Genomic DNA, 25,404 nt, shown 5'->3' on the forward strand with positions numbered 1-25,404 from the left:
TTAAAAGAGGAGTTTTTTATAGCGGATTACGCCGCAAATGCGAAAATAAACACTCAGAAAAGGAATTATTGCCGAGGTAATTAGCATTTCTGCAACGTGTACAGCAGATCGGCTGGTTTTCTGCAGTCTTTTTAGTGCAAAGCAGGTTATCAAAAACAACATCACCAATACGCTCCATTTCGAAGCTCTATGATAACCCAAAAATAAGGTATAAAGGCTAAGTAAGGCGAACACTACAATCAGATAATAAGTCCATATTGGAGACCGCTGTATTTTTTGCCGGTAAAGTTCAGGGTATTTTTTAAATAGCAGTACATCATAAATCCCTTTACACTGCTCTTTTAAACTAACACCCCAGCTCGCTTCACGCACGGGGTGAACCACCACTGCCGCCTCATTCCTGAATATGGGAATACTTGCCTGCATCAACTTAAATTCAAGGTCCGAATCTTCTCGCCAGGCCATAGCAAACCGCTCATCAAAACCTCCCGTTTTAAAAAGTGCCGCTTTGGTACAGGCGCAGTTTGCCGTGATAAAATCAGCTTCAGAAAGCCTGGAGGTATTCAAGGCAAAGTCAGTTGGATGAGAATAAAGGGGAACAACTGTTTTACCACTGTATGCGGCTAACTCCCGGCTGTGATGCTGATCAAGAAATCCTTTCAGCCAATCGGTATGCGGCAGGCAATCGTCGTCGGTAAAAGCTACAAGTGGTGCGCTTGCAGTTAGCCAACCCAGGTTGCGCGCAGCGGCGGGCCCTTTTTTTTCAGCTGTGTAGCGCGGAAACAACTGAAAACGGTAATTATTTTTTTGACGGCTAAGTGATTCGATCATTTCGTTGTCGGGGCCGTCATTTACCACAATAACTTCAAAATCACAGCCTGGTAAGGTTTGTTTATTCAATGCATCCAGGCAATTAAACAAGAGGTTCAACCTGTTGTAAGTTGGAATGACTACCGATATTTTTTTGTGCATCTGTTTTGGTAATTAAATATGATCCGATAATAAGTGCATCAAAAGGCGATGTCCAGAAACATTCTATTGCATCCCTTGGTGAACAGACAATAGGCTTGCCCAATGTGTTAAAAGAGGTATTAATCAGCACCGGAACGCCTGTAATTTCTTTAAAAGCACGCAACAAGCGATAATATTCAGGGTGTTGCTGTTCATTGATGGTTTGTACCCTGGCCGTACCATCGGTATGCCTTACTGCCGGGATCAGATCTTCTTTTTCTTTCAGCACATCGTAAATAAATAGCATAAAAGGTGAAAATTCTGCATCCTTGAACCAGAAATGTGCATCCTCTTCCAGTACCACCGGGGCAACCGGACGAAAATCTTCACGGTCTTTCACTTCATTTAACATCGCCTGCATCCGGGGATCAATCGGCGAGGCCAGTATTGACCTGCTGCCCAATGCCCTCGGGCCAAATTCCATCCGGCCCTGGTACCAGCCGATAATCTGATTATCAGCCAGCAAAGCTGCTGTTTCTGTGGCGATATCGTCCATTTTGGTAAAAGGTACTTTTGCCCAGTTTAGAAACCGTTCAATTTCTGTATCGCTGTATTCAGGGCCCCAATACACGTGGTCCATTACAAATTCGCGCTTCTGTGTTTTGCGTTCGTTAATGTCCACGTATAGGGCTGCTCCTAGAGCAGTACCCGAATCGCCTGCCGCGGGCTGTACCCACACCTTTTCAAATGGCCCCAGGTCTCTTATCCTCGCATTTAAAACGCAATTTAAAGCTACTCCCCCAGCCATCACCAAATTGGAGACCTTTGTAACCTGATGGAGGTATTTTACCAATTCTAATGTGGTTTCTTCCAGTACCAGCTGCAATGAGCGTGCAAGATCAAAATGGAATGCGGTAAAAGGCTCGTCTTTTAATCTCTGCGCACCAAATCTCCCGGCTAAGTTTTCATTACTTATGGTATACTGCCCGTTATTGCCCACTTTGATGATTTCCCTGAACTGGTCAGCAAAACGAGGCTGTCCGTAAGAGGCCAGTGCCATTACCTTATATTCATCAGAAGAGTGAAGAAAGCCTAAGTGGGTAGTTAAACGCTCATAAAGCAAGCCAAGGGAATGAGGAAGGTTTACCTGATTAATCCTGGTCATTTCTGTTCCCCTACCGATACCGAAGGTTGTAGAAGCCACCTCACCCCTCCCATCAAGTGTAAGTATGGCCGCTTCCTGGTATGGCGATGGAAAAAATGCACTTGCTGCATGTGCCGCATGATGATCTACATAATGCCATTCCCAATCACTGATTTTTGAATCGTAAAAACGTTTCTGCAGATGATGCGGATAACCATCAACCAACTGGTGTGGCGCATGCAAAATGGAAGACAGGAACAGGTTATCCCAGGGACTGCCAGCCGTTTCACCAGAAGTATGATTCGGATAGAACGGAATTTCACATAGCGCTTGGTTTTTATAGCCTTCTTCGATAAGAAGCGCTGGATCAAAAGAATAGGCAATGTGATCAACATCTCTTAGGTGGATGCCTGCTACCTTCAAACAATAATCTATCGCATGGAAAGGTAGCTCGTAAGTATTAAAGGGAATAGGCCGTTTGCCATGTTTAACGTGGGTAAAACGTTCATCTTCTGCCGCAGCCAGGAGTATTCCGTCTTTGAGAATGCAAGCCGCGGAATCGTGAAAAACTGCATTGATGCCGAGTGTGATCATACCATAGATAGTTTAAGTGAAGGAAGTATTCGTTTTAGAAACCATAGCTAAGCGTGAAGTGATTTTGTTTTTTGATAAAAGGGTATAATTCTCATTAGTCAAGGTAGAAATACGCCTGTCATTTGTGATAAAATGGTTAAGAAAGTGCCCTTAATACGATAATACTTCTTTCCTCTACGCATATCGCCTCGCCTGCTAAAAATTTTTCTTTTCCAACTTCTTTTATTGCAGTAGAAATCGCAACTTCCCATTTTTTGGAAAATTTAACACCCGGAAGTTTACAGCGGGTTTCGTATTGACTTCCATTAAAAATCAGTAAAAAATGGCTATCAATGATATCCCTGCCATTTTCGTCTGTTCCGCTAATACCTTCTCCGTGAAGAAAAACCCTTAGGATATTTTCATCCAATTCCCTTTTTTGTTCGTTCAACAATTTACCTGTAGCTGCAAGCCAGGCGATATGAGGCAATCCGTCTGCACCAATTTGCTTATCTTTAATCCATTCCCTTCTCGAAAGGCTGGGGTGGCGCTGACGGAGCAAGATCAGTTTTTTTGTAAACGCCAGCATTTCTGTATCAGCATCGGCCCAGTTTAGCCAGGAAATTTCGTTGTCCTGGCAATAAGCATTGTTGTTACCCTTTTGGGTTTTCGAAATTTCGTCACCGGCAGCAATCATTGGTACACCCTGAGATAAAAGCAGTGTAGCCATAAAATTCCTTTTCTGTTTATTGCGTAACAGGTTAATGGCTAAACTATCGGTTGCTCCCTCTTCTCCACAGTTCCAGGAGTCGTTATCAGATTCGCCGTCCTGGTTATCCTCCCCGTTGGCTTCATTATGCTTTTCATGATAACTTACCAAATCGTGAAGTGTAAAACCATCATGAGCGGTAATAAAATTGATGCTTGCCGAAGGTCGCCTGTTACGCCGCATATAAAGGTCAGGACTACCCAGAAACCGTTGCGCAAAACAATCTGCCATCCCTTTATCCCCTTTCCAAAATCTACGTACGCTATCTCTGTATTTTCCGTTCCACTCTGCCCATCCCGCCGGAAATTGACCAACCAGATAACCGTCCTCATGAATATCCCAAGGTTCGGCAATGAGCTTTACCTGCGATATGACCGGATCCTGATGAATTATATTTAAAAAAGCGCCCAATGTATCTACCTCGTGTACCCCCCGGGCCAATGCCGAAGCCAGATCAAAACGGAAGCCGTCTACATGCATTTCCACTACCCAGAAACGCAAACTATCCATAATTAACCGCAATACGGCAGGGAGCCTCGTATCCAGGGTATTCCCGGTACCGGTAAAATCAGTATAGTAGCGTTTCTGTTTTTCCAACCGGTAATAAGTTTCATTGTCTATCCCCCTAAAACAAATTGTTGGTCCTTTTTCGTTTCCCTCTGCGGTGTGGTTGTACACCACATCCAGGATAACTTCAATCCCATTGCGGTGCAGGTTTTTAACCATGTTTCTGAATTCACGAATCTGTTCACCATGGGTACCCGAGGATGAATAGTTGCCTTCCGGCGCGAAAAAACCTATCGAATTATAACCCCAGTAATTAGTTAAACCCTTTTCCTGCAGGTGCCCGTCTGAAATAAACTGATGCACAGGCATCAGCTCTACGGCGGTGATACCAAGAGATTTAAGGTAGGCCACACTTGCCGGATGTGACAATCCCGCATAGGTTCCCCGCAGGCCCTCAGGCACCTCAGGATTAAGCTTACTAAATCCCTTCACATGCAATTCGTAAATCACCGATTGTCCATAGGGGATTCGCGGTAAAGTATCGCCTTCCCAATCGTATTTTAAGTCTACAACAAGTGATTTAGGAACAAACGGACCACTGTTTAACCGGGAAAAACTTAAATCATCGCCCGATTTACCTACCTGATAGCCAAATACCGCATCATCCCACACCATTTCTCCGGATATGGCTTTGGCATAAGGATCTAAAAGCAATTTGTTTGGATTAAAACGCTTACCGCTCGCCGGATCATAAGCGCCATATACCCTGTAGCCGTAAAGTTGTCCGGGATGTATTCCCTCTATATAACAATGAAAAATATGATGATCACGATCAACAAGCTCGATACGGGCATTTTCCTCCGTCGCATTAGCATATAAACAAAGTTCTACCTTTTGCGCGTTTTCTGCGAATAGCGCAAAATTAGTACCCTTTCCATCCCATTCCGCACCAAGTGGAAAAGAACGTCCGGGAACAGGAGCATATTTTTCTTGCATAACAATCCTATTTTGGGGTGGCAACAAGCAAAAAGTGGCAACAGTTTTCCCCTCACTTGTATTTAAGCGCTAAAACCCGTTAATCGGGTATTTTTATCCGGGGATATACGGTTAACCAAGTTCGCCAGTAGTGAATATCACCTGCCCATATCACAACTTTGGTTATAAAATAAAACATGGCAGTAATGCATTACTTAAGGTGCTTAAGTCATGGCTAAAGTAGCAAGGACTGCTCCGGTATCTTATTTATTCTGAGTTAGGAAAACCTCGTCAATTTTATCTGATGGAAACAAAGGGGTGATCATGTTTTAGCATTGATTTTCCCTTTAGCTAACAGATCGAGACAGATTTCCATCCACACCTCGTAAAGGTTTCGACAAAGATTGTATTGCTATACCCTGCACCAATCGCAAGTTCCATCTCCCAATACAGTTTCCACCACCCGATCTCCAGGATTAGCACTGCTTAACGGCGGGGCCAGTCTCTACAACTCTTGCAGTCAGCTCAGGATCATGCTTTTCCAGTGTCGGAGGTTGGTTCCACAAATTCCTGCAACTGGTATACGGGCCGAAACCCAATCATCAGCTGGTATTTTTACACGGTCAACTTCCTGAACGTCGAAAGTACCAGCTGCGTTTTTCAGTGCCATTTTCATTTTATTGCTCCTGTGCTGTTAATTTTATTATCTGCCCCGTGGCATTGCCTGCCATTTTTAGCAATACTACAGATCTGCTATCTGGATCAATTGGTTTGAAATCGGTTAAATCAGTTGCAAGTGCGGACGGATTTGCAGGCTAACTACATCTGATGCAGGCGGTTGAGCGATACAAAACGCAATGGCCCAGGCTATATCTGCAGCTGGTAGCATCTCCTGTTTATTTATTTGTTGAATTTTATCCTCACTGCTTCCAGCTTGCATATCGGTATCAACTGCTCCAGGTTCTATCAGCGAAACTTTGATGCCTAGTGGATTGACTTCCTTCCTAAGTGCTGCCGAAAATCCCTGAATGCCAGTTTTGGTCGCCACATATACTGCATTACCATCCTCTCTTACTTCTGCGCTCATTGAACCAATGTTGATAATCTGCCCCATACCCAAAGGCCTGAACCTGTTAATGGCCTCCCTACTGCAGGCCATATACGCGAGCAGATTGGTATTCAGAATATACTGCCAATCCTCATATTCGCCATCAGTTATGCTCCCAAAGCCTAATGCAGCATTATTGATCAGGATATCCAATCCACCAAGTTGATCATCCGCTTGCGAAAACAGGCTTTTGATACCTTCAGAGGAGGAGATATCAACCGCTATACCGGTGCCACCCCGCACATTTTTGGCCGCAATAGCATCAAGTGTTTCATCTATTTGCTGTTGATTGCGCCCGCATATTAAACACTGCGCACCAAGCGAACTCAACAAAATAGCCGCTGCCCTGCCAATACCGGTAGTTCCACCGGTTATTATTATTTTCTTGCCCAAAAACGCACTGCTGAAATAAGAATTGAAATCTTCCATAGCTTATATCTGTTTAAATCACCATTCCTGTTTCTATTCATAACCCTGTCAGAATGTAGATTGTTGAAGGAAAAATACCTGTTTGCTCAGCGCGATATACGTCTAATGATTTCATCCCTTGTTTCATCTGAAACACCTATGAATAAGCTTATACTTGCCAAACATGTGTTTCTACACCTTATGCCCATTCATAAAACCAGTTGAAAATGGCAAAACCCTTACCGGGACATCACTTATTCCGGCATGGGATGATGAATTTTATGCCGAAACCCGGCAGCCAGATATTGAAATGATCTGTGACAACTGTGGAAATCCAAAATCAAAAGTTACGGCAACAAATTGTACGAACTGTGGCCAAAACAACTGGCTAACGGTGATAAATAACCTGGCAAACTAAAAGAATGATTGAAACAGGTTTTTATCTAAAGCGAATTTACCAAACGTTTTTTTTGCTGTTGGAAAGTAAATTCTTCATTCATCAGGATTTTGAAATCCTGTTCCCGGTTATCTGCAGCCAGCTTCAATGTTTTCAAAAGGTTTTCCCCGTTAATCTTTAACAATTTTAAACGCCCGGTTAAGCGCTTGGCTCCTGGTAAATTCTTTAAAGAGTCTATACTGATTTGTTCTTCCGCAAGCAGCACTGAAGGAAGTATCACCCGCTTCTTCGCCGCATAGTCTTCAATCTGTTTGAAACTGATGCGATTGATTTCCATTAACCGTTCCAGAGCCGGTAGCGTTTCCGGTTTGTTGCCTTTTTGCATTGCCAACAGATGATACTCCATGAGCAACAATTGTGTGATATGCTTGAGGTAATCGGCCGCCGCTTCATCGAGCTTGGTTTCATACGTTTCAGAACCGCCAACTCTGTTCGGCACAGCCATATCTCCACCCACGCTATCTTTTTCGAGACTGGACTTTTTATCAGCAGTATTGCACGCCGTTAGGCATAGCAATAGCAGCCATACACCTAAATTTACACCTGACTCTTTTCTTAAATTTTTCATTCCGTTTCGTATTTCTAAGATAAGCCATGTTCACTGCACGAAAGTTTCTACAGATCTAATAAGGCGTATTAGTTAGCCCAGCCCGGACAATCTACTTAAATCAAACCAGGCATTTAACAGATACGGATATGGTATTAATTCAGGTATTTATACATCCAAAACACGTAATTAACACCTAAACTTTTACAAAAGCGCTTAGGTTTTATAAAAAGTAAGGAGCAAAACATTATGGGTGGAAAGTAAGCAAGTATAGTAAAGTGCCAACATTGCGACCATATATAAAATACTGAAATCCCACATAAAAGCATCATAATCTATTTAGCATCAATGATAAAAACATGGAAAAAAAACATAATGATAACGGTCCGGAAATCGTAAATGCGGGTAAAACCCCTGTAAGAAAGCCTGCTGAAAATATTATATCAGGTGCCGGCAATCAGGACCAGCTGGATGGGCTTAAAGAAAACGCAGCCCGGCAACCTGTAGAACACAAGAAGATTGGCGTATCGCCTGATGCAGGTCGTGAACCGAAAAAAGGTGAGGTGAAAAAATAAACTTTCTCGCTTAAACCTATGACAAAAATTCTTAGATAAACTTACAATTTCATTTACACAAAATCAGAAAATATGCTAGCAATGAACTACCGGGGCCCCTACAGGGTCAGAACAGAACAGCGCCCAATGCCGGAAATCCTGCATCCGGAAGATGCGATTGTAAGGGTAACCCGAACCTGCATCTGCGGATCAGATTTACACCTTTACCACGGCATGGTACCCGATACCAGGGTGGGTTCAACCTTTGGACATGAATTTATTGGTGTTGTAGAAGAAATCGGCCCACTGGTAACGAATGTCAAAATCGGAGACCAGGTACTGGTTCCATTTAATATTGCCTGCGGAAGATGTAATTTCTGTAAACAGGGACTTTATGGAAATTGTCATGAATCTAACTCCATGGCCACCGCGGTTGGTGGCATTTTCGGATACTCGCACACTGCCGGAGGCTTTAACGGCGGGCAAGCGGAGTATGTGCGTGTTCCATATGCCAATGTAGGCCCTACCGTAATCCCACCGGATATGGATCCCGACGATGCCGTTCTGCTGACCGATGTTGTACCTACAGGATACCAGGCGGCAGAAATGGGCGGAATAAAAGAGGGAGATACGGTAGTTGTTTTTGGAGCGGGGCCGATTGGGATTATGGCAGCAAGATGCGCCTGGTTTTTTGGTGCAGCCCGGGTAATCGTTATTGACCACATCGACTATCGACTGGAATTTGCCAGAAACTATGCAAAATGTGAAGCCTACAACTTTAAATCAATGGAAGATCCGGTGGTGTTTCTAAAAAAGATCACTGACTGGTACGGTGCAGATGTTTGCATAGACTGTGTAGGCTGTGAGGCAGAAGGAAATGCCCTCCAAACTTTTACCGGTAAAATAACACTGATGCAGGCCGGTGCCGCCACTGCGCTGCAGTGGGCAATCAATTCAGTAAAAAAAGGAGGGATTGTTTCGGTAGTGGGTGTTTATGGCCCGCCATTCAATTATGTACCTATTGGCAACGTGCTGAACAAAGGCATTACTCTTCGGGCCAACCAGGCATCGGTAAAACGGTTGCTACCTAAACTTATTGAACATGTACAGGCCGGAAGGCTAAATCCTAAAGGGCTTATCACCCATAAAGTTCCACTGGAAGAAATATCAGATGCCTACCACATTTTTTCAGCCAAGCTTGATGAATGTATCAAGGTGGTACTTATCCCATCAACTAAATCTTAAAACATGGAAACCAACAATTTTGATTATAAGAATATTCCCGGCTGGGGCATGGATATTGATGAGCGGAATGAACCCACCTATCCGATGAAAAATTACACCGGTGATGACCACAAACGTTCGGACTATGAAAAGCCTCTTAAACAACCTGTTGATGTAGAAATACTTAAATCTACTGAACGCCCTGCAATAAGCGCCGTATTTGGCAATGCATTGCCTCCATCGGGCTTAAGTGGTATTATACGCCGTTATGCCTTTAAACATAGCGAAGACCGCTACCGGCACTGGATTCCGTTGATCCTCGCTGACCGTATAAATGCCTGGGAGGGAATTATAGATGACTTTAGAAGCGGTATTATACCCAACATACCTGCCGAACGCGGATGGAAGTCGGAACTGAAATACAATCGTGCAGCATTGACCAAAAAGATCCTGGTGACCGGTGTAGTGAGCCTCGTGCTATTAAGTTATCTTACACGAAAAAAAAGATAAGATACTTGGCAGTCAGGTGTGCGATACTTTATGCACATCTGGCTTGCCAAACCTATAATTTCTTGCAAAGCACCGCTGTTTAATTTGGCATTTATAAGTTACATCAGCATAACCAGATCGCTAAAGCATTGTCATTTCATATGCCACAAGGTTTGACTGGCGTTAAGCCGTTTTGTCAGCATGGGCAGTTTTTCTGCAGTCCAATTTCGCAATACCGCATCCTTTAATCCGGTTGATCCCGAAGCTTTTACATGCAGACCAATTAAATCTTCATCTGCCTGCATCACCAACCGCAAAAGCAACTTATCGTACCCAGGTCCCTGGCTTTTCTGTAAATTTAACAACTGTGTTTTCGCCTCTGCGGTAAGATCAGCTTCAGGAAGGGAACATATAGCTTGTAGTTCGGCAATATATTTTGCCATACTTTCTCTCCGCTTTCCAAGAAAGGGCACAAATTCTGGCTGATCCTGAACCTTCGATATTTCCGTATCCAGAACTTGTTGATATTCGATTATTGAAGCTAACGGATACAAAAAATCATCTTGTTCCAATTTATAATCTCCGGTTTGCTTTTCACAACTGGCAAACATGGTCAGCAAAAATATTATGGAAGGGAAATAAAAATAAAATTTCATAGCGTTGACTCGATAGTCCAATTAACCGTTCAAAAAATGATCTTAAATAAAAGACGCACGCAGGCGAAATCTATATTCGCTTGCGTGCGCCGTTCAGCATGTGCATTAATTATTGGGGAGTTACGGATCCGGACGAGGTGCTATCTGTTATTGTAGAATCTCTCATTGTACTATCCTCCTGCCCGACTGTTTCCTGCTGGGCGCCACCATTACTCATTGAGGTATCGCTGCCGGTCGAATCTGCACCTTCCGATCTGGCGCCTGAATTACATGAAATAAAAACTGCTGTAGCCATTACAGCGATAAATAGGTACTTTTTCATTTTATATTGGATTAAAGGGTTACCTCATATTAAGCTGTTTAAAAGGCCAAAAGTTCCGCTTTTGTTCAAAATGGGTAGTTTGCATCATGCGTAACGTATTTATCCCCCCCGACTTAAAAGAAGTATCGTGGTGCTTTAAGGAGCTGCCGTTGATAAACTTTAATAGAGAAGGATCGTCATTCCCGCGACCGCGGGAACCACGAAGTGCTCAGCAATGCGAATCCTAATACATGTCATAAGATTCCCATCCGATAGCCACGAGTTGGGAATGACGATCTCTGAATGGATATACTTCAGGACACAATATTTGTATTCCGTTTCGCTTCAACGCATTGGTTTAGCTTTTCGATGAGCGTAATCATAACAATAATGACCAACTCTATTGATGCACTTAGGTATTCCCACCTGCGTTACCGGCAAGATCACCGCTTACATCTTCCTCATCATCAATTTCGCCGGTCAGGCCACGTTGCACATCGTTATCATCTGCTTTTTCCTCATCATTAGGACTGATGTCTGATTGATGTTCATTTTTCTGGTTTTCATCCTCGTTTGGATCTACGTTTGTATTCATCATAACTTTTTTAATGAAGAACATGATAAAAACGAATATAGTTTTACAACGGTTGGAATTGGAGCCTACATTTCCATGGCCTGAGTAACTATATCCCGGTAGCATGTTTAACCTGATCAGCTACAGGAAAAAGACCGGTTATCAGGCCTACAGCCACAAAAAAAGTGTATTTACCCTTTTAACCCGTGTTTATACGCTTATTATATTAAGAAATCAGGTAACATAATCTTGATGGTGATGAGGGTAATGTATGTTTTCCATATAAAATATGGGTTTTAAGCGCTATTATTTATTTTTTGGCAATACATATTACCTAATTTACAGCATTAAAGCTAAGTGGTAAACACTAGAAATAATTCTGTACTTTAAATTCTACATAAATATTAGTAAATTAGAGTCAAGTAAAATCTGAATCATATGACTAAAATTCTTGTAGTAGATGATGATCCCAGCAATGCGGAAGTAATGCAGATGGTATTGGAAAGTGAAGGTTTTCAGGTGGAGCGGATTTGCCATTCGGTACAATTTGAGTCATCGATCATGAGCTTCTGTCCAGACCTTGTTTTAATGGATATCCTCCTGGATGCAGACGATGGAAGGGACATTTGCAATGAACTCAAAGCAGATCAAAGTACCCGTCACATTCCGGTGATGTTGATTACGGCCATGCTGGAATCGCAGGTAGGAGCAATCGCCTGCGACGCAGACGCGATCATGTTCAAACCCTTTGAGTATACAGTTCTGGTTAATAAAGTGAAAAATGTATTGCGCAGCGCGATAAAAATCAGAAATTAGGAACGGAGTACCCACTATCAACCAGCTTATTAAAGCTGATTATAGTAACCGCTATTCATAAAACTTATAACTCCCTGCCTTTAACGTCAGCATTTATCAGGTAAAAAGAGCGCAAAAAATCGGCAGTATCATTCGCATCCGACAAATGGCGCGTCAGCGATGTATCATTATCAAGATGAAAAAAATTAGCAATGTGATGATGCTGATCGGCATTTATCGGACTAAAGCCCATAGACCAGGCCGGAAAACTTCTTTTATGCCAAAAACCAGACCCAAGCATTAATATACTTTTGTTTCGCTCATCTGAACATATGCTATTATAAATGCTTACTACCTTCTCTTTGTCCCCTTCCAAAAACTGGATAAACCGCCCTTCGGTTTTTGTAATAAACCTTCCTTCCATATAGAGCAACATCCCCGTCAATCCAAGTGCGGTATTGTTACGCCGCGATTGTTCTAAGAGTAATAAAAGATCCTCATCACTCATGAGGCGCGACGCTATACTTGTATATACTAAATAATAGATTCGTGTAGGCATAGAGACAGAGTAAGCTTACAAGTTAATAAAATAATGATAAAGCCTTCTGTTTTACAAACCAGAGTTGTGAGAAAATCAATTTTGTTGGCATAGTTGTGCCATGCACCTAATTTCTCTTATGAGCAATCTTCTGATGTTACAAATTCCATATTTTAGATTCCCAACCTGACTTTGAGTCGATCTGCTATCCTATCTTCGGCATAAGGTGAAATTAGTGGCAAGATCCATGAAAGTGCCAGTGGATGCCTCCCCCGGCAGTTCAATCTTTACTCTCGGGAAAAAGGTTAAGCACCAATGTATGCTTAACCCTGTTAAAAAATTTTAAATTTTGCCATCACTAAATCAATCATTCTCTTCAGCGTTAGTATTAGAGGTGGAATTTGGCATATTTCCGGCTTCGCCAGGGTTACCTTTTTCCGGATCGGCCCTTGCCTCTTCAGCACCGTAATCTCCCTCGCCCATTTCGCGGCCAAGCATACCCGCGCCATCTTTCACTTTCTCTATTTCACTGCTATCATTGCTACGGTGACGGGGAACCTGGTTACTGGGCATATTCGATTGCTCTGCGGTATGATCTGCTTTCGGATCAGCAAGATTTTTATTTTTATGATCTTCTTCCATAATGATATAATTATTTATGATACAACAGGCAGATAGTCTATGATGTTTTTGTTTGATGGTAAAAATCGTTTCCCTATAGTTGATATGAGATCAAAAACCAACACGCTTACCCTCCCGTCATTAGTCAAAACTTTTAAGCTGAAAGGGCAGTTCTATAGATGTGCAAAATATAATGACGAAAGAATACGTATTTCGTATGCTATCACATCAATCAGTTTTGAGTCACATCAACCGGAATTAATATGAACAAATTAAAAATAATCCTAGCAGAGGACCATAATCTGGTAAGGAACGGGATTAAAATGTTACTTGAATCGCAGGCTGATATTGAAGTGGTTGCCGAAGCCGGTGATGGTAAGCAGGTATTGGAATACATTGAATCTGGATTGATTCCCGACATTGTACTTGCCGACATCAATATGCCAGAGATGGACGGCATCAGCCTGATAAAAGCCATTAAATTGTCACATCCTGATATTAAAGTAGTGATCCTTTCGATGCTGGACCATGAAAAATATGTAATGCAGGCATTTATGGAAGGAAGCTACGGCTATATTCTAAAAAACGTAAATGAAAGTGAGATGCTCTTTGCACTTAAAACCGTAGCCGGTGGAGCGAAATATCTTTGCGTGGAATTGACGGGAACATTGCTCAACCGTTTTATCCGTGAAACCTCTGCCCAATCAGAACAGGATGAAATACAGGTAGATCTTTCGATGAGGGAAATTGAAGTCCTGCATCTGGTTGCCGAAGGTTATACCAACCAGGAGATGGCAGATAAATTATTCTTGAGTAAGCGCACAATCGAGGGGCACCGCCAGATGCTGATTGATAAAACAGGGTCTAAAAATACCGCATCACTGATCCGTTTTGCCGTGGTAAATGGTTATTTAAATTAATCGAACGCATCACAGTTTATTAGGAATCTGAGCACTGTAATTAGTGTAAATTTAAAAGCCAAATCAGCCGGTTGCCGGGCTATGATAAATCCTGAATTTTCTCCTGGGGAATAATTTATGGTATAAAATTAATATAAGTGACGAAACTGATAGGCCATGAATTCCGGTCTTGCCCCGGCTATCAATAAAGAATCGGTACAGGTTTGCCGCTGCCGGAGGACTCTCTGTATTTCCACGTCATTTGTACGGTTTAGCCCTACGTATAATGCTCACTATTACTGTTGTTAATACCCAATATTAAAACAGCCGGCTAATGTGCAAAACCAAAAAAAAATAAGGTGGTTCTTTTTAGGTAATAAACGTTCACTGGCTGAACAATCTTTCAAATAGATTACTAAAAAGTAGATCATGGAACAAGAAAATTTTTGTGTGGCAGCAGAATATCATAAACAGTCATTACTGGCACAAGCCCTTAAACTCACCGCTGATGAAGATGATGCCAAAGATTTGGTTCAAGATACCCTGATCAAAGCAGTAGGAGCTTGTAGTAGCTTTTCTGAAGGAACCAACATCAGAGGCTGGTTGTACGTCATCATGAAAAACACCTTTTACAACAGCTGTTGCAAGCAGAAAAGACGTACCGCTATTTGGGAAAGTGACGATTGCCTCTACGATCAGCAACTGATGAACAGCCCTGTTAAGAACCTGTCAGAAACCAAAATGGTAATGGAAGACATACAAAAGGCAATGAGTACGCTCAGGGCAGATTACAGGACGGCATTTCAACGGTATTTTGAAGGCTACAGCTATGATGAGATTGCTACTGAACTCCATATCCCTTTGGGAACAGTGAAAACCTATATTTATCAGGCACGCCAAAGTTTAAAAAAATACCTGCGTATTTACCGCTAAGGTACTTCGATCATTCATGATGAAATAAATCTGAAAAAATCATTAATGCATATGCTATTGGCAATTAGGCAATGTTGCTTTAGCAGTTATTATTGGGCATTGTCTTTTCAATATCAGGACGAAAAATCAGGAATTAATATATTATGGAAAGAAAAACAGGTATATCCGAAATAAAAAGTTCAAAAGCTGATCAGCCTGATGATCATGACGACTGGCAGATTGATCCCTTAGCAGGTTATAAAAAATCAGACAAAAAAGTAAAAGATAAAAAGAAAGAAGATCAGGAGAAAGGTCCAATGGGTTTTGATGAATGGTCTGTATCCTGGCCATGATTGATGCAGATTACGTTATCGCCAGACCATTCATGCATCAGCACAACGACACATCTTTCGATGATTAAAAGGCGTATTTACTGAATTTAGCGCATAAATACCAATGTTCAGTTTTGGCACTTTTGCACAGACTTGCCGGGATACGACCAGAAAGAAAACTGAAAAAAAAATCTAAACAAAAGCAGGAACCCAAAAAACGTGATACGACGAAAAGGGATACCAAAAAGGGACACCATCAAACGTAACATACCGATGTAAAAAAAGGGAGTGCTTTTTTAGTACTCCCTTTTTAAAATAAACAAAGCTTTAGCTTAAAACAATCTGGTAATTTACATTAACCCTTTTCGGATAATTACTCTGCTCGCTATTTAACGAAACAAATGCGGCATTGCCATGAACTTCGTTTTTCAATGCATGTTCATAATGCGACTGGATGGTTGCCTGGTAATCGTTCTGCAAACCCTTTGTAGTTTCTGCTAAAAGATTTCTATCATTCAGGTTTTCAGGCAATAGCGTAATGTCGCAATTTCCTTCACTGATTTCTTTGACTAAGTATTTCATTTTGGTTTTAAATCTTCGTTTCCTGTTTTATAAATAAGATTTCAAGAAAGACCAAAAATATAGTAACGGTTTAGCTTGTGTGTAATCTAAAAGTTAATTTTTAGGCGGTATATGTATCAATTTATATCCCATAAGTATGATTTTAGCCACATCCCGATACGCAACGCAAACGATTAAAAGAAACGGCTTACCGCCGAAAAAGGGAAAAACTGTTAACTGCTTTCCAAAAGTTAACCTAAGGTTTTTGGCTAAAATAATTGCTTAAAAAAACACTTTGAAATTTAATCGCATTTGCCCAGTAATCCCAGTTGTGTACACCAGGCCGGGTAGTAAAATCGTGCGCAATATTATTGTATGATAGTTCGTCGTGCAAGCGCACATTCATTTTATAAAAAAAATCATCAACACCACATTCAAAGGCAATTGCCAAAGATCCCGGCTTAATCAGGTGAACGAGGTCAATTACACTATTTTGTTTCCAGCGTTCCGGAAATTCATCCTGCTTGCCCAATCTTTTCGAAATATCCCACCCATTCGGGAACGGTTTGATATCCACGCCCCCGCTCATGCTGCCAACAGCACCATATACATCCTGGTGTTTAATGGCCAGATAAAATGCTCCATGTCCACCCATACTTAAACCTGTAATGGCCCTTCCCCTTTTTTCAGCAATGGTTTTGTAATGTTCATCAATATAGTTTACCAGCTCTGTGGCTACATAGGTTTCGTATTTCCAGGCAGGATCAACCGGACTATCGAAATACCAGCTGGTTACATTACCATCAGGGCATACAATCATAAATTGATATTGGTCTGCCAGATTTTTTATCCCCGGCACCTTTTTAGCCCATTCCGCGTAACTGCCCCCTGCTCCGTGCAGCAGGTAAACCACCGGAAAAGCTTTTCCTGTTTTATAGTTATCAGGTTTAATCACTATTGCCTTAATATTTTTTTTCATGGATTTGCTATAGGTTAAAGCAGTATCTACTTCGGCAGCATTTACAACATGGTTAAATAAAAACAAACAGGCAATCATTAAAAAGCTATTTCTCATGGGTAATTTTTGCTTATGGATATAATATGGCGCTAAATTTATAAAATAAACGGGCAATTTTTCCTGTTTCTGCAATGGAGGCAAAAAAATAATCATGCTTTAATTACCTATTCCCCAAAGGGTTAAAATACTTTAAAACAAATTTGTTACATAACAGGTTGTTGAACGGTAAACCTACCAGATAATGCTTAAAACATACCCATTTTACATCAAAGCACCGGTAATTCTTTTAGGATTGGTCATTACCGTATTCATCATGAGTGTGCTGAGAGACATCCTTGTGCCGCTTGCTTTCGCAGCCCTCATTGCAATACTGCTCAACCCACTGACCAACCGTTTCGAGAGAAAAATGCCAAAAATAGTCGCTATTACTCTTTCCATGCTTATTGGTTTGCTGGTAGTGGTAGCCGTCCTTTATTTCCTGTCCTCACAGTTAGCCCATTTTTTTGATGATCTTGAGAACATTAAACAGAAATTATCGCAGCTGCTCGAGCAGATCAGAAGTTGGTTACAGGCCACCTTTGGTATTTCCACCAAAAAGCAGATGCAAATGCTCAGTGAAGCCGCAAATGGCAGCAAAGCCTTGATCGGTCAAACCTTAAGCGGCTTAATGGGTGTGCTGAGTGTAGTTTTCCTGATCCCGGTTTATACCTTTCTGATCTTACTGTATAAAACCTTAATCCTTAATTTTATTTATGAAGTGTTTTCGGAGGAGAACAAACAGAAAGTTGCCGAAATTTTAGGCGAAACGAAGGCTGCTGTTCAAAGTTATATTATCGGTTTATTGATTGAAACTTCCATTGTTGCCGTAATGAACTCCGCCGCGCTGCTTATTCTCGGCGTACCGAATGCCATTCTCATTGGGGTAATCGGGGCAATACTGAATCTGCTTCCTTATATTGGTGGCATTATTGCTATTGCCTTACCCGTATTGATGGCTACTTTAACCAAGGATGGTTTTACTACCCAGCTCTTAATTATTGGAGCTTATGCACTCATCCAGTTTATTGATAATAATATCCTGGTGCCCCGCATTGTTTCAAGCAAGGTACAGATCAATGCCCTTATTTCTATCGTAATTGTATTAATGGGTGCTGCACTTTGGGGTATCCCCGGCATGTTTCTTTCCATTCCGTTTATTGCGGTACTGAAAATCATTTTTGACCGGATAGACGGACTTAAGCCATGGGGTAAATTACTGGGAGATAATATCCCAACAGAACATATGGGTCAGGTGAAAAGGTTTAGGAGAAAGAAAAAACTGGCAACAGGATAAGTTATTGATGTTTTTTGGAAACGATTGTTTAGTAGTCCTTCGGAGCCGGCAGTCCCGTTATCCGCTTTATCCCGATAGAAAACCTGTGAAATAAGAGTAAACCACGAGTAAACAGTATTTAAATCGGGATGCACGCTCCTACCGGGTTTATTGAATAATGGTTGCTGCAGAAACTGTTAAACCCTGGATAAATATTTTAATTTTGCCTAAACACCCGGCCGATAATCTTATTACGGGCTGCGCCACTTAGTCCCGATCCGATAGCAATCGGATGAAGTGAACACGAAGTAAACGGAAAGCGGGAAGAGACAAAAATAGCAGTAACAAGTTGCGCTCCTTAAAAATTACCACAGACTAATATTTATTTTTTTGAAAACGATCGTCCAGTAATCCTTCGGAGCCGGCAGTCCCGTTATGCGCTTTATCCCGATAGAAAACTTATGAAACAAGAGTGAATCGTATTTAAATCAGGATGCCCGCTTCTACCGGGTTTATTGAACAGAGGTTAGCGCAAACTGTTAAACCCTGGATGAATATTTAAATTTTGCCTAAACACCCGGCCGATAATCTTATTACAGGCTGTGCCACTTAGCCCCGATCCGATAGCAATCGGATGAAGTGAACAAGAAGTAAAACGGAAAGCGGGAAGAGACAAAAACAGCAGTAACAAGTTGCGCTCCTTAAAAATTACCACAGACTAATATTTATTTTTTTGGAAACGATCGTTTAGTAATCCTTCGGAGCCGGTAGTCCCGTTATCCGCTTTATCCCGATAGAAAACCTGCAAGATAAGGGTAACACAATCTAAATCGGGATGCCCGCTCCTACCGGGTTTATTGAACAGAGGTTAGCACAAACTGCGAATCGAAATAGTTTCTGATAAACACCTCAGACCGGATCGATTATTCCTGCTGAAAACCAACCTGCCATCTGTATCTATCGAACTGCTGATTTGTTTTCGGTGATAAGATCAATAAATAATTAATCGTTTTAGTTTAATCAAATTCAAACAATATCGATGCTCATTTGCTTATACAAACAAAAACAGCTCATGAAAAATATCAGATTGATTATCCCCGCAATTATGGTCTTGTTGTCGGCCTGTAGCGAAGCCACCAGAAATACAGCAACTGCTAAAAACGAAAGCACCGGGCAAACTGCGGCTTACCAAACCGATTCACCAGAAGTTAAGCTAAAAATAAATGGCAATGTGGTTAACGGCGAACCGTTGTTGTTAAGATTTGTGGTGCTCAACAATACCGATAACGCGGAAAAATTCTGTATCTGGCATACACCATTTGAGCCATTATTGAGTAGCTACTTAAGTATCACCAACGAAAAAGGAGAAGAAGCAACATACAAAGGCGCGATGGCCAAACGGATTATGCCCCCTCCGGCATCCAGTTATACTACAGTAAAACCCGGTGATAGTCTGGTGGCTAATGCAGACTTACTTAAAGCGTACGATCTAAAAAAAGGGTCGGTTTACAAAGCCGTTTATACGGGTGGCAACATGAGTGGTTTGGTGTCTAAAGATACGGTTACCTTTGTTTATAATGACATACATTAACTTTGAGATTTTCGCAAGAAATAGTTTTATCCCCCTGCTTTGTCGCGTTTACACTTTACAAGAAGCACAAGTTTCTTTAACTTTATTCTATAAATTTAGGCCACTTAAAAAATGGAAAACAGCACATCAATCACTGTAGAAACGATAGTTCATGCACCAATAGAAAAAGTTTGGGAATTTTGGAAAAATCCCGATCATATCACCAAATGGAGTTTTGCTTCTTCTGATTGGCATACGCCTCATGCTGAGAACGATTTAAAAGTTGGCGGACAATTTAAAAATTCCATGGCAGCAAAAGATGGCAGCGTAAGTTTTGATTTTGTTGGGACCTATACTGCGGTTGCTGAACATCAAAAAATCGAATATACCATTGAAGATGGCAGAACTGTGCGTGTTGTTTTTGATGCGTTGGGCGAAAAAACGAGGATTACGGAAACTTTCGATGCAGAATCTACCCACCCTGTCGAAATGCAACGCAACGGTTGGCAGGCCATTCTGGATAATTTTAAAAAATATACGGAAGAGGGATAATACTTTCCATAATCACCGCCATCCAGACCAGAACGCAGTGGAGTGCCCGCCAGTGCCGACAGACGAGAAGAGATCTAACTCGAGACAGATTTAGCTTCGCTGGGTACTGCGGGGTTCTCGATTTCCTCGCAATACACTAGAAATGAGTATCCTTTTGTAATTTGATTTTACGCTCGCTATTTCTAATCTTTTTAGCTCATTTTTATCTCTATCTCAGAAATTATCAATTAAAATCGGTTCAAATGTTGTTTTCATCGGCCATTAAGTAACAATTCGATTATTATTTGATTCGCATAATTTTTGATTTGAACCAAATTACTTTGATATAGCGTTCATAATTTACATTTGCCGTGTAAATTATACACTATGCCTCGTATATCTTTATTCTATATTTCATTCCTATTTTTCATCAGCCTTTCCACGGGTATAAGTGCGCAAATACTCAGTTTAAAACAGGCGGTGAATACCGCATTGAGCAATTATGGTTCCATTAAGGCCAAGGATAACTATGCAAATGCCTCAAAATCTGGTATCCAACAGGCCCGAAGAGAATACCTGCCCAATTTAAACTTAAGTGCACAGCAAGATTACGGCACCATTAACGGTCAGAACGGGCCACAATATGGCCTGGGTGGCTTGGGAACTGCTTCATCCGGTCCTTCTTTAAATAAACAGAATTGGAATGCAGCATTTGGTGGACTCTATCTGGCCAATGTAAACTGGGATTTCTTCACTTTTGGGAAAATAAAAGAACGCATTAAAATTGCTGATGCTACTTATCAAAGAGATAAAAATGATCTGGAACAAGAGAAATTTCAACAGGAAATCCGTGTTTCAGCAGCATATTTGAATTTGCTTGCCGCTCAAAGGTTAAGCAAATCGCAACAGAAAAACCTCGATCGCGCCATTATCTTTAAAAATACTGCCGTAATCAGGGCTAAAAACGGATTAATTGCCGGGGTAGATTCCTCATTGGCAGCAGCCGAGGTTTCCAGCGCGAAAATTGCTTTAACCAAAGCCAAAGATCTTGAACAGGAACAAGCCAACCGATTAGGCGTTTTAATGGGGTTAACAGCCACAACGTATGTACTGGATACCGCTTCAATCACCCGGATTCCGGGCAACCTGCTGGAAGATACGGCGATCAAAAGTTCACATCCCCTTTTAAAATTTTATCAGCAGCGGGTAGATGTCAGCCAGCAACAGGTTAATTATTTCAAAAAATTATATTATCCAACGTTCACCTTTTTTGGTGTAATGCAGGGTAAAGGTTCTGGTTTCAGCTCTGCTTATGCTTTAGATCAAACGGCTTATTCTACCAGCTATGCAGACGGAATAAACCCCACACGCGGAAACTATTTGATTGGCATAGGAATGACTTGGAATTTATCATCCTTGTTAAAAAATCGTCCGCAGGTGCGTGCACAAGAATACATTAGCCAGGGTTTAAAGGAAGAATATAAGCTGATTGATCAGCAATTAAAAGCGCAGCTGGCCCTGGCCGAAACCAAACTGAACAATGCTTTAGCCAATTATAAAGAGGCGCCTATCCAGGTAAAGGCAGCATCTGATGCTTATTTGCAGAAAAGTATTTTATACAAGAACGGACTTACCACATTGGTAGACCTGACACAGGCGCTTTTTACCCTAAACCGTGCCGAAACCGACAGAGATATTGCCTTTACCAATGTTTGGCAGGCCTTATTGCTCAAGTCATCAGCATTGGGCAATTACGACATATTTATAAACGAATTTTAATCTGGCTATATCAATGAATTTAATACGTTTTGCACTCCGCAAGCCCATATCCATTTTGGTGTTGGTGGCTGGATTATTCTTTTTCGGTATCGGGGCCATCAACCAGATCAAGGTGGATATCCTGCCGCAGATGAATCTTCCGGTAATTTATATTGCCCATCCGTTTGGTGGTTATACACCAGATCAAATGGAGGCTTATTTTGGTAAACAATATGTTAACATCCTGCTTTTTGCAAACGGTATTAAAAGTATCGAAACCAAAAATACGCAAGGTTTAATGCTCATGAAGCTCACCTATTACGAAGGCACCAATATGGCCCAGGCAGCGGCAGAACTGAGCGCTCTCTCCACGCGGGCACAAGCCATTTTCCCGCCAGGATCACAACCGCCCTTCGTGATCCGTTTCGACGCCTCTTCACTTCCGGTTGGTCAGCTCGTTCTAAGTAGTGCTATCCGTACCAATAATGAATTGCAGGATCTGGCCAACACTTATGTACGCCCCAGCTTTTCGGCCATACCAGGTTTGCTTTCCCCGGCCCCGTTTGGCGGCAGTCCGCGCACAATAGAAATTAATGTTAACCCTTCACTCCTGCGCTCACATAACCTAACGGTAGACCAGGTGGTCGAAGCCATCAGGCTGAATAACCAGACCGCGCCCTCGGGAAATGTCAGGATCGGCGATAAAAATTACCTCACCCCTACCAATTATACCATTAAAAAGGTAAAGGATTTTGAGAACATTCCCTTATTTAAGGGCAGTGTGCAAAATTTACAGCTTCGGGATGTGGCCACGGTAAAAGACGGAGCAGATTTAGTAGCTGGTTATGCCTTAATCAACGGCAAACGCTCGGTGTACTTAAGTATCGCTAAATCTGGAGATGCCTCTACCTGGGATGTGGTAAAAAACTTAAAGAAAAACCTGCCCAACATTCAGAATACCCTACCAGAAGACGTGAAGCTTTCCTATGAGTTCGACCAATCTGTTTATGTGATCAATGCCGTAAAAAGTCTGATCAGTGAGGGCGCAATTGGTGCAATATTAACAGGGCTGATGGTTTTGCTCTTTCTTGGCGACAAACGTGCCGCATTGATTGTGATCCTAACCATTCCTACCTCTATCATCGCAGGGGTGCTGTTCCTGAAATTATTCGGACAAACGATCAACATCATGACTTTGAGCGGATTGGCGCTGGCCATTGGAATCCTGGTGGATGAATCTACTGTAACAATAGAAAATATCCACCAGCATTTTGATATGGGCAAGCCAAAGGCACTGGCCATTTGGGATGCCTGCAAGGAAATCGCTTTCCCCAAGTTATTAATCCTGTTTTGTATCCTTGCTGTATTCGCTCCAGCCTTTACCATGACCGGTATCCCTGGGGCATTATTTTTACCGCTGGCACTGGCCATTGGCTTTTCAATGGTGGTTTCATTCCTGTTATCACAAACTTTTGTACCGATTATGGCCAACTGGCTTATGATCGCACATCCTAAAAAAGGCAGTGAACATCATCCGGGCATTACACAGGATGAGGCTGATTTTAACGCAACCGGCATTACCCTCGAATCGGAAAAAGACACCTTAAACCAAAAAAAGTTATTGGTTGAACGTGAAGATTTTAGCGGCAATGGTAAAATTGGTTTCTTCGATACATTCCGTAACCGGTTTATGCGTTTCCTTGACCGGATATTACCTTATCGAAAATCTGTCGTTTCGGTTTATTTGGTAGTAATTATTGGCTTAGCTGTTTTACTTTTGGCTAATATTGGCCGCGATGTATTGCCAAGGGTAAACTCGAGTCAGTTTCAGTTGCGTTTACGTGCACCCGATGGAACGCGTTTAGAACGTACGGAAGAAAAGGCAAATGTGGTTTTAGCTGAGCTAAAAAAAATGGTTGGTGAAAAACATATGGGCATTTCGTCCGTGTATGTTGGTCAGCATCCTGCACAGTTTTCCGTAAATCCCATCTACCAGTTTATGGCTGGCCCGCATGAAGCAGTTTTCCAGGTAAGTTTAAAAGATTTTGAAGAAGATATGGACGATTTTAAGGATCAGTTCAGAGAAAAAATCAAAAAACTGCTACCTGAAGTTAAACTTTCTTTCGAGCCTATAGAGCTAACGGATAAAGTATTAAGCCAGGGTTCTCCTACCCCCGTTGAAGTGCGTATTGCAGGAAAAAACAAAAAGCTGAATGAAAAATATGCCAATAAGATATTGGCAGAATTGAAAGAAATCCCTTATATGAGAGATGTTCAGATCGCCCAGCCCATTAAGTATCCCTCGCTAAATATCGATATTGATCGCACACGTGCGGCGCAGATCGGTGTAGATATGGCCGATATTTCACGATCACTGATTGCCTCCACTTCATCATCACGTTATACCGATAAAAATATCTGGCTGGACGAAAAAGCAGCTTTGCCTTATAGCGTACAGGTTCAGGTACCACTAAATCAGATGACCAGTAAAGATGATATCGGAGAAATTCCTTTATTAAAAAATTCGGCGAGACCTGTATTGAGCGATGTAGCAAAAATCACCCCAGATACTACCGCCGGCGAAAACGATAACATTGGCGCAATGCCTTTTTTATCGGTAACCGCAAATCTTTACCATACTGACTTAGGCACAGCTTCAAAAGATGTAGAAAAGGCCATTGCAGCTGTTGGCGAACTCCCTAGAGGATTGACTATTACTGCCATTGGTTTAAGCAAAGTATTAACGGATACTTTAAACAGCTTACAATCAGGCTTATTTGTAGCCATTGTCGTAATTTTTCTGATGCTGGCAGCTAATTTTCAGTCATTTAAAGTTCCATTGGTTATTTTAGCAACCGTACCTGCAGTTATTTTAGGCTCACTATTGTTATTAACCATTACCGGATCGACGTTGAATCTGCAATCGTATATGGGAATCATCATGTCGGTAGGCGTATCTATAGCCAATGCTGTTTTACTCATTACCAATGCAGAGCAATTGAGAAAACACAATGGCAATGCACTTGAATCGGCACGGGAAGCGGCCGCATTACGTTTACGCCCGATTATTATGACGAGCATTGCGATGATTGCGGGTATGCTGCCAATGGCCATCGGTCATGGTGAAGGTGGTGGTGCCGTTTCCCCATTGGGCAGGGCCGTTATTGGTGGTTTACTGGCCTCCACCTTCGCCGTATTAATGATATTGCCCTTGGTATTTGCATGGGTACAGGGCAAACAGACTACCGATTCGATTTCACTTGATCCGGAAGATGAAGAAAGCATCCATTACATTAAAGGTTTACAAGAAAAAGAATAAA

The 25,404-nt window shown here is 41.8% G+C and carries 26 protein-coding genes; 13 read left to right on the top strand and 13 right to left on the bottom strand.

Annotated features, from left to right (window positions below):
• The 5 genes from ACK1I8_RS10610 to ACK1I8_RS10630 all read right to left on the bottom strand — a co-directional run bounded on the left by ACK1I8_RS10610 (nt 1) and on the right by ACK1I8_RS10630 (nt 6,456).
• A complete protein-coding gene (locus tag ACK1I8_RS10610) occupies nt 1–972 on the bottom strand; it encodes a glycosyltransferase family 2 protein (protein ID WP_412469293.1) in 972 nt (323 codons plus the stop codon).
• Nucleotides 914–2,689, bottom strand: a complete 1,776-nt coding sequence (locus ACK1I8_RS10615) for a carbamoyltransferase (protein WP_412469294.1) — start codon at nt 2,687–2,689, stop codon at nt 914–916. Before ACK1I8_RS10615 ends, ACK1I8_RS10610 begins: the two co-directional genes overlap by 59 nt.
• 136 nt (nt 2,690–2,825) lie before the next feature.
• Nucleotides 2,826–4,940 (bottom strand): glycogen debranching protein GlgX, encoded by a 2,115-nt coding sequence (gene glgX / locus ACK1I8_RS10620; protein ID WP_412469295.1) that lies wholly within the window; start codon nt 4,938–4,940, stop codon nt 2,826–2,828.
• Nucleotides 4,941–5,439: 499 nt separating this feature from the next.
• Entirely contained in the window at nt 5,440–5,589 is a 150-nt protein-coding gene (locus ACK1I8_RS10625) for a hypothetical protein (protein ID WP_412469296.1), read from the bottom strand.
• A 111-nt stretch (nt 5,590–5,700) separates the two neighbouring features.
• Nucleotides 5,701–6,456 carry an SDR family oxidoreductase gene (locus ACK1I8_RS10630; protein WP_412469297.1) on the bottom strand — a complete coding sequence of 252 codons (756 nt, stop codon included), beginning with the start codon at nt 6,454–6,456 and terminating at the stop codon, nt 5,701–5,703.
• 163 nt (nt 6,457–6,619) lie between these two features.
• On the opposite strand from ACK1I8_RS10630, the gene ACK1I8_RS10635 reads away from it, so the two are divergent.
• On the top strand, nt 6,620–6,853 hold the full coding sequence (locus ACK1I8_RS10635) for a hypothetical protein (RefSeq protein WP_412469298.1): 234 nt from the start codon (nt 6,620–6,622) through the stop codon (nt 6,851–6,853).
• 25 nt (nt 6,854–6,878) lie between these two features.
• Here the strand turns inward: ACK1I8_RS10635 and ACK1I8_RS10640 are convergent, their stop codons facing one another.
• The gene (locus tag ACK1I8_RS10640; RefSeq protein WP_412469299.1) at nt 6,879–7,460 is read right to left on the bottom strand and encodes a hypothetical protein; all 582 of its coding nucleotides are present in this window, start codon (nt 7,458–7,460) and stop codon (nt 6,879–6,881) included.
• Between the two features lie 338 nt (nt 7,461–7,798).
• On the opposite strand from ACK1I8_RS10640, the gene ACK1I8_RS10645 reads away from it, so the two are divergent.
• The 3 genes from ACK1I8_RS10645 to ACK1I8_RS10655 all read left to right on the top strand — a co-directional run bounded on the left by ACK1I8_RS10645 (nt 7,799) and on the right by ACK1I8_RS10655 (nt 9,727).
• A complete protein-coding gene (locus tag ACK1I8_RS10645) occupies nt 7,799–8,014 on the top strand; it encodes a hypothetical protein (protein ID WP_412469300.1) in 216 nt (71 codons plus the stop codon).
• Nucleotides 8,015–8,086: 72 nt separating this feature from the next.
• Nucleotides 8,087–9,238: a zinc-dependent alcohol dehydrogenase gene (locus ACK1I8_RS10650; RefSeq protein ID WP_412469301.1), complete on the top strand. Its 1,152-nt coding sequence runs from the start codon at nt 8,087–8,089 to the stop codon at nt 9,236–9,238.
• Between the two features lie 3 nt (nt 9,239–9,241).
• Complete coding sequence (locus tag ACK1I8_RS10655) at nt 9,242–9,727, top strand: hypothetical protein (protein ID WP_412469302.1); 486 nt, start codon at nt 9,242–9,244, stop codon at nt 9,725–9,727.
• A gap of 131 nt (nt 9,728–9,858) precedes the next feature.
• Here the strand turns inward: ACK1I8_RS10655 and ACK1I8_RS10660 are convergent, their stop codons facing one another.
• The 3 genes from ACK1I8_RS10660 to ACK1I8_RS10670 form a co-directional block, all read right to left on the bottom strand.
• Nucleotides 9,859–10,362, bottom strand: coding sequence for a hypothetical protein (locus ACK1I8_RS10660; RefSeq protein WP_412469303.1), 504 nt, complete (start codon nt 10,360–10,362; stop codon nt 9,859–9,861).
• Between the two features lie 109 nt (nt 10,363–10,471).
• On the bottom strand, nt 10,472–10,684 hold the full coding sequence (locus ACK1I8_RS10665; protein WP_412469304.1) for a hypothetical protein: 213 nt from the start codon (nt 10,682–10,684) through the stop codon (nt 10,472–10,474).
• A 391-nt stretch (nt 10,685–11,075) separates the two neighbouring features.
• Nucleotides 11,076–11,261, bottom strand: coding sequence for a hypothetical protein (locus tag ACK1I8_RS10670; protein WP_412469305.1), 186 nt, complete (start codon nt 11,259–11,261; stop codon nt 11,076–11,078).
• Nucleotides 11,262–11,675: 414 nt separating this feature from the next.
• Here ACK1I8_RS10670 and ACK1I8_RS10675 point away from each other — a divergent pair, with 414 nt between their 5' ends.
• The gene (locus tag ACK1I8_RS10675) at nt 11,676–12,053 is read left to right on the top strand and encodes a response regulator transcription factor (protein WP_412469306.1); all 378 of its coding nucleotides are present in this window, start codon (nt 11,676–11,678) and stop codon (nt 12,051–12,053) included.
• Nucleotides 12,054–12,117: 64 nt separating this feature from the next.
• Here ACK1I8_RS10675 and ACK1I8_RS10680 read toward each other — a convergent pair whose 3' ends face one another.
• Together ACK1I8_RS10680 and ACK1I8_RS10685 are read right to left on the bottom strand one after the other, a co-directional pair.
• Nucleotides 12,118–12,591, bottom strand: a complete 474-nt coding sequence (locus ACK1I8_RS10680; protein WP_412469307.1) for a BLUF domain-containing protein — start codon at nt 12,589–12,591, stop codon at nt 12,118–12,120.
• A gap of 342 nt (nt 12,592–12,933) precedes the next feature.
• Nucleotides 12,934–13,212: a hypothetical protein gene (locus tag ACK1I8_RS10685; RefSeq protein ID WP_412469308.1), complete on the bottom strand. Its 279-nt coding sequence runs from the start codon at nt 13,210–13,212 to the stop codon at nt 12,934–12,936.
• Between the two features lie 242 nt (nt 13,213–13,454).
• Here ACK1I8_RS10685 and ACK1I8_RS10690 point away from each other — a divergent pair, with 242 nt between their 5' ends.
• The 3 genes from ACK1I8_RS10690 to ACK1I8_RS10700 all read left to right on the top strand — a co-directional run bounded on the left by ACK1I8_RS10690 (nt 13,455) and on the right by ACK1I8_RS10700 (nt 15,355).
• Nucleotides 13,455–14,111: a response regulator gene (locus ACK1I8_RS10690; RefSeq protein WP_412469309.1), complete on the top strand. Its 657-nt coding sequence runs from the start codon at nt 13,455–13,457 to the stop codon at nt 14,109–14,111.
• Between the two features lie 408 nt (nt 14,112–14,519).
• Entirely contained in the window at nt 14,520–15,023 is a 504-nt protein-coding gene (locus tag ACK1I8_RS10695; RefSeq protein ID WP_412469310.1) for an RNA polymerase sigma factor, read from the top strand.
• Nucleotides 15,024–15,166: 143 nt separating this feature from the next.
• On the top strand, nt 15,167–15,355 hold the full coding sequence (locus ACK1I8_RS10700; protein WP_412469311.1) for a hypothetical protein: 189 nt from the start codon (nt 15,167–15,169) through the stop codon (nt 15,353–15,355).
• Nucleotides 15,356–15,661: 306 nt separating this feature from the next.
• Here the strand turns inward: ACK1I8_RS10700 and ACK1I8_RS10705 are convergent, their stop codons facing one another.
• Nucleotides 15,662–15,916 carry a hypothetical protein gene (locus tag ACK1I8_RS10705; protein ID WP_293789307.1) on the bottom strand — a complete coding sequence of 85 codons (255 nt, stop codon included), beginning with the start codon at nt 15,914–15,916 and terminating at the stop codon, nt 15,662–15,664.
• Nucleotides 15,917–16,151: 235 nt separating this feature from the next.
• Nucleotides 16,152–16,970, bottom strand: coding sequence for an alpha/beta hydrolase (locus ACK1I8_RS10710; protein WP_412469312.1), 819 nt, complete (start codon nt 16,968–16,970; stop codon nt 16,152–16,154).
• 184 nt (nt 16,971–17,154) lie between these two features.
• On the opposite strand from ACK1I8_RS10710, the gene ACK1I8_RS10715 reads away from it, so the two are divergent.
• The 5 genes from ACK1I8_RS10715 (at nt 17,155) to ACK1I8_RS10735 (ending at nt 25,403) form a co-directional block, all read left to right on the top strand.
• Nucleotides 17,155–18,246, top strand: coding sequence for an AI-2E family transporter (locus ACK1I8_RS10715; protein ID WP_412469313.1), 1,092 nt, complete (start codon nt 17,155–17,157; stop codon nt 18,244–18,246).
• A gap of 1,051 nt (nt 18,247–19,297) precedes the next feature.
• On the top strand, nt 19,298–19,816 hold the full coding sequence (locus ACK1I8_RS10720; protein ID WP_412469314.1) for a protease: 519 nt from the start codon (nt 19,298–19,300) through the stop codon (nt 19,814–19,816).
• A gap of 111 nt (nt 19,817–19,927) precedes the next feature.
• Nucleotides 19,928–20,347 (top strand): SRPBCC family protein, encoded by a 420-nt coding sequence (locus ACK1I8_RS10725; protein ID WP_412469315.1) that lies wholly within the window; start codon nt 19,928–19,930, stop codon nt 20,345–20,347.
• A 366-nt stretch (nt 20,348–20,713) separates the two neighbouring features.
• Complete coding sequence (locus ACK1I8_RS10730; RefSeq protein ID WP_412469316.1) at nt 20,714–22,105, top strand: TolC family protein; 1,392 nt, start codon at nt 20,714–20,716, stop codon at nt 22,103–22,105.
• A gap of 13 nt (nt 22,106–22,118) precedes the next feature.
• Complete coding sequence (locus ACK1I8_RS10735) at nt 22,119–25,403, top strand: efflux RND transporter permease subunit (protein ID WP_412469317.1); 3,285 nt, start codon at nt 22,119–22,121, stop codon at nt 25,401–25,403.
• Nucleotide 25,404 lies beyond the last annotated feature (1 nt).

It is taken from the genome of Pedobacter sp. KLB.chiD, assembly GCF_047040275.1.
Taxonomy (GTDB): domain Bacteria; phylum Bacteroidota; class Bacteroidia; order Sphingobacteriales; family Sphingobacteriaceae; genus Pedobacter.